The 12,506-nt window shown below is 73.1% G+C and carries 11 protein-coding genes; 1 reads left to right on the top strand and 10 read right to left on the bottom strand.

The annotated features are described in order from the left end of the window. Positions 1-128 precede the first annotated feature (128 nt). The 10 genes from ABGB06_RS18025 to ABGB06_RS17980 all read right to left on the bottom strand — a co-directional run bounded on the left by ABGB06_RS18025 (position 129) and on the right by ABGB06_RS17980 (position 11,213). Positions 129-1,421 (bottom strand): YcaO-like family protein, encoded by a 1,293-nt coding sequence (locus ABGB06_RS18025; RefSeq protein WP_347590458.1) that lies wholly within the window; start codon positions 1,419-1,421, stop codon positions 129-131. After that, positions 1,418-2,152 carry a nitroreductase family protein gene (locus ABGB06_RS18020; RefSeq protein WP_347590456.1) on the bottom strand — a complete coding sequence of 245 codons (735 nt, stop codon included), beginning with the start codon at positions 2,150-2,152 and terminating at the stop codon, positions 1,418-1,420. The genes ABGB06_RS18025 and ABGB06_RS18020 overlap by 4 nt, the downstream gene beginning before the upstream one ends. An 11-nt stretch (positions 2,153-2,163) precedes the next feature. Beyond that, the gene (locus ABGB06_RS18015; RefSeq protein WP_347590453.1) at positions 2,164-3,747 is read right to left on the bottom strand and encodes a hypothetical protein; all 1,584 of its coding nucleotides are present in this window, start codon (positions 3,745-3,747) and stop codon (positions 2,164-2,166) included. Position 3,748: 1 nt separating this feature from the next. Further along, positions 3,749-4,123, bottom strand: coding sequence for a TOMM precursor leader peptide-binding protein (locus ABGB06_RS18010; protein WP_347590451.1), 375 nt, complete (start codon positions 4,121-4,123; stop codon positions 3,749-3,751). 286 nt (positions 4,124-4,409) lie between these two features. After that, positions 4,410-4,601 carry a hypothetical protein gene (locus ABGB06_RS18005; protein ID WP_347590449.1) on the bottom strand — a complete coding sequence of 64 codons (192 nt, stop codon included), beginning with the start codon at positions 4,599-4,601 and terminating at the stop codon, positions 4,410-4,412. 185 nt (positions 4,602-4,786) lie between these two features. After that, positions 4,787-5,719 carry a ParB N-terminal domain-containing protein gene (locus ABGB06_RS18000; RefSeq protein ID WP_347590447.1) on the bottom strand — a complete coding sequence of 311 codons (933 nt, stop codon included), beginning with the start codon at positions 5,717-5,719 and terminating at the stop codon, positions 4,787-4,789. 6 nt (positions 5,720-5,725) lie between these two features. Then, positions 5,726-7,681 (bottom strand): condensation domain-containing protein, encoded by a 1,956-nt coding sequence (locus ABGB06_RS17995; RefSeq protein ID WP_347590445.1) that lies wholly within the window; start codon positions 7,679-7,681, stop codon positions 5,726-5,728. Between the two features lie 264 nt (positions 7,682-7,945). Further along, the gene (locus ABGB06_RS17990; protein ID WP_347590443.1) at positions 7,946-9,352 is read right to left on the bottom strand and encodes a beta-xylosidase; all 1,407 of its coding nucleotides are present in this window, start codon (positions 9,350-9,352) and stop codon (positions 7,946-7,948) included. A 206-nt stretch (positions 9,353-9,558) separates the two neighbouring features. Then, positions 9,559-10,581 carry a LacI family DNA-binding transcriptional regulator gene (locus ABGB06_RS17985; RefSeq protein WP_347590441.1) on the bottom strand — a complete coding sequence of 341 codons (1,023 nt, stop codon included), beginning with the start codon at positions 10,579-10,581 and terminating at the stop codon, positions 9,559-9,561. 83 nt (positions 10,582-10,664) lie between these two features. Continuing rightward, a complete protein-coding gene (locus ABGB06_RS17980) occupies positions 10,665-11,213 on the bottom strand; it encodes a MaoC family dehydratase (RefSeq protein WP_347590439.1) in 549 nt (182 codons plus the stop codon). 253 nt (positions 11,214-11,466) lie between these two features. Here ABGB06_RS17980 and ABGB06_RS17975 point away from each other — a divergent pair, with 253 nt between their 5' ends. Beyond that, on the top strand, positions 11,467-12,456 hold the full coding sequence (locus tag ABGB06_RS17975; RefSeq protein WP_347590437.1) for a GNAT family N-acetyltransferase: 990 nt from the start codon (positions 11,467-11,469) through the stop codon (positions 12,454-12,456). Positions 12,457-12,506: the final 50 nt, after the last annotated feature.

Genomic DNA, 12,506 nt, shown 5'->3' with positions numbered 1-12,506 from the left:
ACCGGCTGCTCGGCCAGCTCTACCACTGCCTGCAAACCCGGCAGCACTTCGACGAGCATCGCGCATTCACCTCCTTCTCAGCAGTTCCAGCCGTCGCGGCTTGACTTCTTAGGCACGTGAGATGTCTCTCAGGCGAACGGCTGGGGGTGGGGATTCAGCTGGCTCTCGGGAAGGGCCCGTTGGCCCAGCAGGCCGGGGAGCGTGTGGAGCCGGGGATGGCCGAGGTACTGCGCGTGCGGATGGAAGTTGAGCGGCTGGAGGCTCGGGATGACCGCCTTCGCCACGCGCAGGCCGACGCTGCGGAGGTCGGGTGTGGTCAGGTCCACCGCGTACACCGGATGGCCGGCGTCGCGGCAGCGGCCGACCAGCCAGCGCAGGAGCGTCCGCTCGTCCGTTCCCGGCGGCGGCGTCACGGCTCGGGAGGGCTCGGGCGCGGGTCCCCGGTCCCCGCCGGGGCCCCCGTCGTCGAGGAGGAAGTCCAGCGCGCCCTCGCCCTCGGGGCCGCCGATCCACACGGCGCCCCGGACGAGGAGGTCGGCCTCCTCGGGGTTCTCCGCCGAGCGGTGGACGAGCGGGCGCAGATAGAGCGCCTCCGTGAGCGCCGCCCTGGCCGCGCTGTCGAAGTCGAGCTTGGTGCAGGCCGCGACGACGCGTTCGGCGACGGGGTCGTGGGGTGCCTCCAGGACGCAGTAGACGGTCGGCAGGCCGATCTCCGTGGTCGCGTCGAAGAGGTGCACCCGGGTGTACTTCCGCTCGCACCAGCCCACGAGCCGCCGGGTGAGCGGCGACAGCAGGGAGGCCGGCAGCCGGGGCAGGGACAGCCGCTGGAGCCAGAGGGTGCTGACGATGTCCCGTTCCAGCACCTCGAGGACGCCCGACAGCAGGGCCGACTCCCAGGTGAACCCCGCTGCCGCCCCGTTGCTGATCGGAAGCCAGAAGTTCTCCGCGTCGTCCCGCGGCGGGGCCGTGTACACGATGACCGCCGGGAGGTGGACGGGCGTGCCGTGCGGGAGTTCCACGCCCTCGACCCAGCGGATGGGGGCGGCGGGGTCGGGGGAGTTCAACGGGCACCGGGGGTCGGCGAGTTCGCGCTCCGAGCACACGGGAAGATCAGTCAGCGGGACGGCCGAGGGGACCGCGTGCGCGGGCGCCGTCAACAGATCGGCCGGGGGACTCCGGAGCGCGGCGCGTTCCATCGCCTCGATGACCGACACCGCGCGAGCGGTCCCGATCCGGTCCGATCGGCCGCCGCCGGTCGTCTCGCGCGGATGGCGGTGCCGGCCGCCGCCCTCCTGGTTGAGGATCGACGCCGCGTAACTGTAGTACCACGGTGGGCAGTACGCGGCCTGCTGCCGGTTCGGGGCCACGGTGACGGCGGCGTAGGGGCCGACGAGATCGAGCATCTCCTCGAGCGATGTCATGACGGGTCTCCCGCCTGCCCGGAGTCGGTGGTGTCGACGGGCTCCCGTGGGTGCCCGAGTGCCAGCGTCAGGAAGGGCCTCGCGTCCACCCCGCCCAGCGCGACGGTCGCGGAGAGCAGCGCCGGGTGCAGGTCCCGCAGCAGACAGCCGGACAGGCCGAGGTCGAGGGCCGTGAGCCAGGAGACGTAGAGGCTGGACCCGGTGGCCAGCAGCAGGTTGAAGTAGCCGTCCGTCCCGCGTTCCCGCAACGCGCTCTCCAGCTCCCATACCGGAAGCAGAAGGCACGGCGCGTCGACGAACTCCGGTTGGACGGCGCGGGCCCAGCTCCGGTCGTCGGGCGGGTCGGCGACGAGGGAGAAGTCGCCCGACGCGTCGTACGAGTGGACCCCCGGCTGCAGTCCGTCGACCCGGCGGGCGAACACCAGCCAGTGTGCGGAGGCGGTGAGCCGTCCGGGAGCGGTGGCCAGGACCGTCGACGCCTGCGAACCGCTGGCGCAGATCTCGGCGAGATGGTCACGCCGCACGGGCCGGTCCGCGTAGTCCCGGACGGAGCGGCGACGCCGCAGCAGGTCCGCGACGGGTTCGGCGCCGAGCCGCGTCAGGCGTTCGGGCAGTTCGGGCGCGAAGGCCGCGGAACCGTCGTCGGCGAGCCGCCGGACCTCTCCACGGTCCAGCAGTTCGGCCGCCTGCGCACCGAACACCTCGCGGCGGTGGTCGCGTTGGGAGAGCAAGGTTGACCCCTTCAGAAAAGCGTGATTCCGGTGACGATCTCCGTGTCCGGGGACAGGTCGAGGAGCTCTGTGAGCGGAGCCGAGCGCCACGACGTCGGCATGCGCGGTCGGCTCCCCAGCGTGGCCGCCACGAGGAGGGCGTGGGTCATGGCGACCCCCGCGTCGAGGTGGGCCAGCCGGACGGCGAGGTCACCGTACTTGCGGGAGAGATGCCCCACCCGGGCCACCCACACCACGGCGTGCTGCCACTCGGAGTCGGGCAGCGCCTCGGACATCAGGCGTGCGACGAGATCGTCGGTCGTGGGCGCGGTGGCGACGAACCTGTCGCCGTGCCCGTCGTACCACGCCGTGTGGCTGTCCAGCAGCGGCAGCGGAGCGCGGGCGACGACGTAGGCCTCCTGCGAGGTCAGACCCCCGGCCGACGGAGCCGGTCGCCGGGCCGGCTCCGCCTCCCGGCCGGCGGACGGGCCCAGGGTCAGTGCGAGGACCAGGGAAGGCGTCCGCAGCGACGTCCCGGCGGCGGCCATCGCCGAACGCGTGGCGGCCGGGCAGGTGAGCAACGTCTGGTATCCGGTGCGCGGATGGGGCGGGCTGGCGGCGGGCCGGGGCTCGGCCGCCGTGGCGAACAGCGGGCCGGGCAGCGCCACGTGCTGCTCGTACGTCCAGGGCGCCAGCGACTCGGGGGTGAGCGTGTCGCCCGAACAACCGGTGGTACAGAACACCTGCTCGGTGCCGAAGGAGTACGGTCCCCGCATCCCGCGCCCTTCCTCCCTGACCACCGTTCGCGCCCGGTTGACCGTGGTCATCTCGGCCGCCCCGGTGAGGGCGTGCAGCACCTCGGCGACCGCCAGCCCGGCGAGGATCCGATCCGAGGCGCCGAGGGCGTCCCCGGCCGGCGCGACGCCGGCGCGGCGCGCCCGCGCGGCGAGCCAGCTCCAGGCGCAGGGAAAGCAGGAGTAGTCGGGATGGACCGTGGGCCCGACGAACCCGCCCGACGGGTCCACGCCCACGCCGAGCCAGGGGGTGCCGTTCTTCCGGCATTCGCGGAACAGCTCCGAGCCGACCTCCCCGGCGTCGTCGAGAACCTGCACCACCATGGCGACGGCCCGGGGTGAGGAGGCGTCCGCGACGGTGACCCCACCGGCGGCCGTCAGCTCCGCGCGGATGGCGGCGGCGAGTGGCTGCCGGCCGGCCACGAGGACGGGCGCCCGCCGGAGGCTGGCGGCGAGCTCCGCGCCGGAGCCCCGGCGTTCGGCGGTGCCGGCGCTCCTGGCCAGGAACGCCCGCGTCGCCGGCGGAACTCCCGGCGCTTGCGGTCGGGCGCGCGGCGCGATCTCCGCCAGACCCCGCTCCAGCAGCAGGTCGACGCCGTCCTCGACGTCCCGCGTGGGGAGTTCCAGGATCTGACCGACCTGCGCCGGCGTGCGCGTGCCGTCCAGCAACGCGCACAGCTTCGGCAGGAGGTCCGTCGCCCCGGGGCCGCTGAACACCGCGGTGGTGGCGGCGCCCTCGACCACGTAGGACTCGTCGACCGTGTAGTGGACCAGCCCGGGGACGATCCGCGGGAGGTGGCCGTTTCCTTCGGAGGTTCGCATCCTAGGCCGCCTCCACGGACCAGCGGTGACAGCGGGGCAGGGGCGAGAACACGTGCTCCATGACAGCGCCGGACAGCACGTCGTAGGTGTACAGGGCCCGGTGCTCCCGGTGTCCCTCCTCGACGAGGGAGAGCGAGAGCCCGGCCGCGAGGGCCGCGTGGCTCGGGAGATGCCCGCGCACCCCGGCCCCGTCGTCGGAGTCGTGGAGATCCCAGAGCGCCTCCGTGATCCGGGGATCCTTCCGCAGCGCCAGTTCGCGACCGGTCAGACAGTCGTAGCAGCCGGGCAGTTCCCGGCCGAGGACGGGACCCACCCGGATATGCGGATGGGCGTAGACGACCGGGAGCCACCAGGGGATGGCGGACGTCGCGTCCACGATTCGCGCCAGTCGGCGTGACTCCCGCCAGGCGGGCATGATCAGCGGAGCCCCATCCGAATCCGCGGGGTCGGAAATCGTGAACGCGTTCGTGAGGGAACGTTGCAGGCGGTTCGCCACTGCCTGGCCGAAATCGCCGACGGGAAGCAGTGCGACGCGCCCTCCGGGGCCGGTGGACGGCATTGCGTAGGGCAATTGATGACACATTTCTCGGAAAGAGGAGGGGTTATGTGGTGAGGCGCGTATCGCGCCTCACCACGGCGTTCATGACGTCATGAACAGGGGGTCAGCAGTGGCTGCAGTACACCGGCCCGCACGGGCTGGAGTCACAGCTGTCACAGGCCAGGCAGCCGCCACCCGTACAGCCCTTGATCGCCTGCGAAACGGCGACCATGTCGTTGTCCTGAACCGTGAGTCGAAGGCGGGTCCCGTTCTCGGCCGGGATCGCCTCGGTGGTGTCAAGCGCGACGCTACTCATCGAACTCCTTTCTGCGTCATATTCCTTCCGGTCATTTGATGTCGCGCGGCGGTAACGGGTCAAGCGTTCAAGTCAGCGACTGCCGAAACAGATAAACGTCGGCCGTACCCCGCGCTTTGGTCATGGCATGCGAAAGGCCCCGCGGGCGGATGCGGGGGATTTCGCGGGCTGCGGGAGCAGAGGGCTCAGCGACGGTCGGCGCCGTCCTCCAACGGGAGTTCGAGAAGGTCGGCCAGGTCTTTCCACTGGCGGGCGAACTCCCGGGCCAGGCGCGCCACGGTCGTCGCCTGGGACGTGGGGACGGCGCGCGCCATCGACTCCCACTCCCGGTCGTCGCAGGGGTGGGCGTGGATGAGCCGCAACAGGAGCCTGCCCTGGTCCGTGTAACGGAGCGCGGGGTCCCTGAGGAGCCGGGACGGCTCGGACGGATCCGGCCGCGTCGCCGCCGCCGGCGCCCCGGTGGCCGCGACCGACGCGTTCCCGGGACGGCCCGACCCGTCTGGGAGAGGGCTCTGGCCACGTCGCAGTCGGTCGCGGACGTCCTTCGCCGTTCCCAGGGCGATGCCGGCGCGTGCGGCCACGTCACGCAGCGAGGCCGCCGGCTCGCGGGCCATGATGTCCGCGGCGCGGCGGCGGCCTTCGGCGGCGCTGAGCGGGCGGACCCGGCCGTCCTGCCCGATCCGCCTGTTCGACTGTTCGGCGATGTCGGTCGAACGCCTGCGGAGACCCGCGACCGTGCTCGCCGCGAGGCCGGTGGCCGAGGCGATGAGACGGTCCGACCAGTCCGGATGCGAGGCCATGATGCGCCGCGCGGCCGCGAGCCGGTCCTCGCGCGACAACGGGAGCCCGTGCTGGATGTTGAGCCGCACCCCGAGGACGTAGGCGTCGGCCTCGTCGCCCTCGAAGAACGTGGCACGGATGGTTTCGCTGCCGCGGCTCTGGGCGGCGCGCAACCGGTGCATGCCGTCGATGACCCGCATGGTGGCGCGGTGCACGGTGATCGGCGGCAGCGGCCCCTGGGCAGCGGCGAGCAGCCTGATGTGCTCGGGATCCTCGCCGCCCCGACGCGGCGAGTCCGCCGTCCGCAGCACGGCGACGGGCAGGGAGACCGGTCTCATGGTCGGTCACGCGGTCACGGACGTCGCGGGCTCGACGACGTCCTCGTCGGCCGTGGCCACCCGGGCGGCCAGATGGCGCAGATCCGCCGGGCGGAGGAAGTCGTTCATCGTGAGCCCTCCGAGCCCGGCCTCGCGAAGCCGCGCCAGCAGCGCCGGCACGACGTCCAGCCTCCCGCCGCACTCCACGTAGGAGAGGTCGGCCCGCGGCGCCTCGACGAATCCCTCGTCGCGCAGCAGGTCCAGCAGCCGTGACTCGGCCGGCGGGACGCCCTCCGCCGCACGCGGACGGGTGGGGTGCGCGGCCTCGACGGTGATCGTGTCGGGACAGACGAGGCGGCGCGCGGGCGCCAACTGTGCCATGACGTGCGCGCGCACGGCTGGTTCGTCGAGTGCCGGATCGTCGGCGACGACCGTCACGGACAGGGAGCCCGGCACATGGTCGAGTCGGGCGCTGAGCACGCCGGGGCAGGTCTGCACCGCGCGCAGCACCTCCGCCGGGTCGAAGTCGTCCGCTCCGCGCCGGTGGCGCGGCGGGGCGCCGCGGTCGGCGGGGGCGGACAACTCCTCGATCTCCTGCCAGGAGACGTCGGCGCACGCGGCCCGCGCCAGCAGCGCGTCGGGCAGGCCGATGAGGAAGCGCATCTGGGCGGGGGTGAAGACGGCGCCGTTGAAGCTGCCGACGACGAGGGTGTTCGCCGCGCTGTTGATGGCGAGCACGTAGGCCTCCTCCCCGATCGGGTCGGCCGTGGTCTCCCTCCGCAGGAGCAGCAGTCTGTGCTCCGCCGCACGATCCCGAAGGTCCCGCAGCCGCTCGGCGCTGAGCTCGGCGAGGCGTTCGAACCCCGCCTCGTTGACGAAGTTGAGTGTCGATCCCTCCGCGAACGACACGCCACGGCGGCGCTCCTCGCGCAACAGGATCCGCCGCAGGGACAGGTGGCTTATCCGGTGCCGACGCTGCGCCTCCAGCCTGGCGCGTGCCGTGCGGCGCACGAGTTCCGCGAAACCCGGCCGGTCTCCCGTGTCGACGATCGCGCTCAGCACCTGGTGGAAACACCCGACCGTGCCGCGGTCGGCGGCCCCCCGCCCCGCGAAGTGGCCGCGCAACACGCTCCGGTCCTGGCCCGAGAGGATCGTGAGCCCGGCGTGCAGCGTCGCCTCGAAGATGATCGCGGGCGAAGCCCGGTACGTACGGGAGGCGAGATGCAGCAGGGGCGGCGTGAGCGCGGACGTGTACTCGAAGCCGAACCTGGTGCACACGCCCTGCTCCCGGGGCGGCACCAGCCGGTTGGGCAGCTGCCGCGCCATCGCCTCCCAGTGGGCACGGGCCGCGGCCCGACCTCGTGAGCCCTCGTCGGAACGCTCCGCCAGCGCCGCGTCACACGCCTGGGTGGCGGGCGGCCGGAGGCCCTGGCCGCCCGGCCCGGGGCGCCCGGCGAGGAGCCCGCCGAGCTCGGCCTCGATGATCTGTCGGCTGAAGCCGTCACAACACATGTGGGAGACGGCGACGAAGAGCTCCACGGGCCTCCCGCCGTCGTGGAGCACTCCGGCGTGCAGCGGCGTGCCGTCCGCGAAGCGTCCGGCCGCGCGCCTGACCGAGGTACGGAAGGCCTCGCTCCGCTCCCCGGACGCCGTCGGACACACGTCGATCTCCGGCCGCCGGGGCGGGTATACGACCTGAAGCGGTCCCGCCCCCTCGTCACGGACCACGGTCCGCAGCGATTCGTGACGCTCCACGACCTCGGCCAGGGAGTCCACCACGACCTCGATCGCACAGCCCTCGGGGATAGGCACCTGGAAGGCGACCGTCATCGCGTCGGACCCCGGGTCGTTGCCGGTGATCAGAGTCTTCAGCCACTCGTACTCCTGCGCCCCCAGGAGCGGCGCCGTGCGTTCCGCTCCCGCGCTCCTCGACTCCGCGCCCAGCCGAGACGGCCGCCGTGCGGCCGCTCCCACCCCATCCATGTGAAATCCGTTCCCCCGTGTCGTCGGGGCCGCGGGTCGCCCGCCGGTGCGGCGGTGAACGCGGCTCTGACCACGAGGATGCGGGGCGCGCTTTCGTCCGGCTTTCGTGCCGGCCGAAGCATCGGGCACGGGACCCTCCGGCGCCGTGAGCCCGTGGAACGGCCGACGGCGCCAGCCGGTCCGGCCGGCCGGCGTGCGGAGCCCCGCCCCCGCGCTGCCGCTGGTGGCGGGAGCGGGGGCGGGGCAACGGGGTGGCGCGGCGGGTCAGGAACCTTCCGGCGGGAGCAGGGTCACGGTGTAGGCGTCGTGGTAGTCGGTCCACGGGATGGTGACCGTGGCCGCGCCGCCCTCGACGGTCAGCTGCTCGTCGGCGACCGGCTGCAGGCCGGTCACCACGCCGCCGTTGTTCCACGGGACGCGCTCCACCACGGCGCGGACCGTGCCGTCCTGGACCAGGCCGGTGACGGCGTCGAGGCCGGTGAGGTCGACGGTCATGGTGCCGGTGGAGCCCTTGGTGCCCAGCAGGACGGCGGCGCGGCTCGCCGCGTCGTCGCCCGTCGCGTAGCCGTCGAGGTCGGCGCCCGGGGTGACCTCGGCACGCGTTCCGGTCATCCCGGCGTAGAACCGGTAGAGCTGCCAGTCGCCGAGCGGCTGGTAGACGCCGTCGACCTGGGTGAGGAGGCCGGCCATGTTGTCGTGGAGGGCGTTGCCGGAGGCCCAGTTGGCCCGCAGGCCGTCGACGTCGCCGTGCTCCAGGCGGGAGATGAACCAGCCGGAGTTGCCCGGGTTCTGCTGCTCGGGCCAGGCGTACTCGTTGACCGAGTAGTCGTCGACCGTGAGGCCGCGGTCCGACAGCATCTGCTGGACCGCGGCCTTGCTGGCCGCCGGGTCCTGGTTGTGCGGGCTGCCGCCGATCTCGTGCCAGCTGATGATGTCGGGCACGGTGCCGGCCTCGGCGACGTGGTCGAGGAAGGTGGTCCACCAGGCGTTGTCCGGGGCGGGTTCGCCCGCCGTGCTGGGGCCGACGATCACCGTGTCGGGCAGCTCCTCGCGGATCCGGGCGTAGGTCCGGTCCCACATCTCCAGGTACTGCTCCTGGGAGCGGTTCCAGAACTGCGTGATGTCGGGCTCGTTCCAGATGTCCCACTGCGGGGTGATCCCGGCGGCCCTAATGTCGGAGATGAGTTGGTCGAGGAAGGCGTCGTAGTCCGACCAGTCGCCGTCGTCGCCGGGGAAGCGCGGCGAGGTGGTGCCGTCGGCTCCCCAGAGGTCGTGCGGGAGCATCTGGAACGTGCCGCCGAGGTCGACGGTGCGCTGGTACTGGGCGAGCGTGGAGTCCCAGCGACGCTGGTAGTCGCCCGCGACCCAGCCGCCCGGGCTGCCGAGTTGGGCGCCGCCGGCCCGTTCGAAGCGGAAGTCGATGCCGGTGAAGAACTCGTCCGGCGGATTGGCGCCGTCCTCGGTGATGCCGTAGAGGATGCCGGAGGCGCGGTGCTGGGGGGCGCCCAGATCGGTGGCGAAGTCGACGGTGACGGAGTCGTCGAGGGTCTGGGCCGAACCGGAGCCGGCGGGGACCAGCAGCGCGGCCGTCGCCGCGGCGAGGGTGGCGGCGAGGGCACTGCCGAGCCGCCGCAGCCGGCGCTTCCGGCGGAACGTGTGGGGGTGGCGCATGGTGGTTGCCTCCAGGTGTGGGGGTGCGGCTCGGGAGGCGAGCGCTGTCGAACCGGTGCCCCGAAACGGTGAATCGAACCGGTTCGACGCAACGTAACACCTCGCCGTGGGGAGGGCAATGGGCCTGCGGCCCGGGCGAGTAGCGGCGGTGCGGGGCCCAGGGCGCCGGCCACGGAACCGGATCCGCCGCCCGGGTCGGCGGCCGATCAGGAGCCGGGAGTGGGGGAGGCCGTGCTGCCGCGCCGGGTGAGCTCGGGCGCGACCAGGCGAACGCGGTGGGGGCCGGCGCGTTCGCCGTCCCGGAGCCGACTGACCACCTGCTCGACCGCCATGCGACCGAGCTCCCGGGGCGAGGTCTCCACCGCGGTGTAGGGGAGCGAGAACGTCTGCCCGAACTCCCGCGAGAAGAGGCTGACCACCGACAGGTCCTCGGGGACGCGGACCCCGCGCTGGTGCAGGACCATGGGCAGTGCGGCGACCAGGGCGTCGTTGTGCACGATCATGGCGGTCGCCTCGGGATGCGCGTCGAGGACCTCGTGTAGGCCGGCCTCGACGGTCGGCTGGTTCGCCCCACCGTGCTGCGGGTGGATCGCCATGCCGAGCTCGGCGGAGCGCGCGACCACCGCGTCGTGGAACCGCCAGCCGTAGGACGCCCGCCGTTTGAAGACCTCCTCGGGAGGCATCACCAGGATCACCTCGCGGTGCCCCAGTTCGTGCAGGTGGTCCACGAGCAGGGTGGCCGCCGCCGAGAAGTCGAGGTCCACGACGTCGAGTCCCTCGGTGTCGTGCGGCAGGCCGATCACGACCCCGGGCCGTCCGGAGGCGCGCAGCGGTTCGATCCGGGGATCGTCGTGCGTCACGTCGAGCAGGACCAGGCCGTCGACCTTCTTGGTGCTGGTGATCCGCCGCAGCGCGGCCGGGCCGTCCGCGTCGGTGACCAGGAGCATGTCGTAGCCCATCTCCCGGGCGGTGTCGGAGATGGGCAGCACGTACTGCAGCATGGCCGGGGCGAACTCGTCCTCGTGGAACCGCAGCATCAGCCCGATCACCTTGGTCTGCGCGGTCGCCAGGGTCTGGGCGCCCGCGTTCGGCGTGAAGCCGAGCCGCTGGATCGCCTCCTCGATCCGTTGGCGGGTCTCCTCCGAGATCGTCCGCTTGCCCGACAGGGCGTAGGACACCGTGCTGCGGGAGACGCCCGCGGCCCGGGCCACGTCGCCGATCGTCACCATGGACACCGCTCCCGCCCCGTCGAACCGATTCGACGCAACGTAGCACCGGCCCCTGCCGGGAGCAACAGCGCCTCCACCTCGCCCTATCCCGTCTCGGGGGGAGGGTCGGTGACGGGGCGGCGGATGTCGTCACCGGTGAACGGCCAGCGCGTGTGGCGCCCCCGTGGCGGCGCGAGCGGGTGCCGGCCGCGCGGGACCTCCAGCTGGCGGTCGTAGGCGGCGATGAGCTCCCCGTGCTGGTTGACGCCCTCGGTCCGCGCGTGCACCGCGCCGCGGGCCGGGTGGCCGTCGACGGGCCGCACGGCGAGGATCGTCGTCCGGGCGTAGAGGGTGTCGCCGTGGAAGAGCGGGGCGCTGTGCTCGAAGTTCGCGAAGCCGCGGTGGGCGAGCGCGGCCCCCGCGATGTCGGCCTCGGAGAGGCCCGTGAGAAGGGCGAAGATGAGGGGGCTCACCACCAGGGGCCTGCCGTGTCGGGTGAACGTCCGCGCGAAGTGGTGGTCGGTGTGCAGGGGGTGGCGGATCATGGTCAGCAGGCAGAAGTGGTGGTGGTCGTATTCGGTGACTGTCTTGCCGGGCCAGTGCTGGTAGGTGGCGCCGGGCTCGAACTCCTCGAAGTATCTGCCGTACGTCACAGGTCCGCCGTCCCTCGCTGGTCGTCCAGGTGCCGAAGCCGCTTCGCTGGGCATACCCGGCCCGAACCCCGTGGTGCATGCTTTCCCCCGTGGGGAGGACCGCCGTCGAAAGGGCGGGCGAACGCGTCGAACTCCCCGGCACCGCCGGCCCTGCCACCCCGGCGTTTCCCGCCCGGGTGGGGGCGGGGTTGCCGTCGGCGCGGCCACCGGGGCTCTCCGCCGCCCGGCCGCCGCGGAGCAGGTGGGAGAGAAGATGTCAGAGCACAGCGAAACACCGTCGTCCAGGGGCGGATTCCTGCTCCGCCCCTACGCGGGCGACGCGGATCACGAGCCCGTTCTCGGGGTCCGGCTGGCGTGCCGGGGCGCCGACGGCATCGACCACCGGTCGGTGGTCGAGCCGCTGCCCACCGCGCGCGAGGTGGCCGACGCCGCGGCGGCGCCCGAGGATCCGCATCGGGACCAGATACTCGTGGAGTACGAGGGCTCCGTCGCCGGGTACGCCACCATCACCTCCTGGCGGGACCAGGACGGCACGGAGGTCTACCTGCACCGCGGCTGGCTGCTGCCCGAACTGCGGGGCCGGGGCGGCGGCACCGCGATGGTGCGGTGGGCGGAGGGACGGATCGCCGCGCTGGTTCGTGCGCACGGCACCGCGGATCGCGCGTGCTTCGCGGCCAACGCCGCCGACGTCGAGCCCGCGTCCGTGGCGCTGCTCACCGACCTGGACTACCGACGCGTCTTCAGCGTCACCGAGTTCGAGCGGGCCACCCTCGACGACCTGCCGCCGCTCGTTCGCGAACTGCCCGGCGGCGCCGAACTGCGGCCCGTCGAGGAGTCGCACCACCGGCCTGTCTGGGAGATGGTCAGGGCGGCGTACGCCGACACCGGCAACGTCGGCGGTTGGGACTTCGAGGCGTTCGCCCGACGCGCCGAGCCCGCCCACTGGCAGGTCGCCTGGGACGGCGCCGAGGTGGTGGGCGCGGCGCTCTGCGTCGCGGGACCGGACGGCGGTCGCGTCGGCGAGGTTCGCGAGCTCAGCGTCCGCAAGGACTGGCGGCGCCGCGGGCTCGGCCGGGCGCTCCTGGTCAGCGGCCTGCACGCCCTGGCCCGCCACGGCGAGCGCGGCGTGCGGCTGTTCACCGGTTCCGCCAACCCCTACCGCTCGTACGAGCTGTACCGGAGTGCCGGATTCCGCCGCGTCGCGGAGTTCGGCCGCTACCGCAAGCCCTTCCACGGCGCATGACCGGCCACCCGCGCGGCGAGGAACGGACCCCGTCTTCGCGTCGGCGGACG

The sequence above is a fragment of the Streptomyces sp. B6B3 genome (genome assembly GCF_039871525.1).
Lineage (GTDB): Bacteria > Actinomycetota > Actinomycetes > Streptomycetales > Streptomycetaceae > Streptomyces.
Note: the sequence above shows the minus strand (reverse complement) of the source record. Positions and strands in the feature narration are given on the sequence as shown.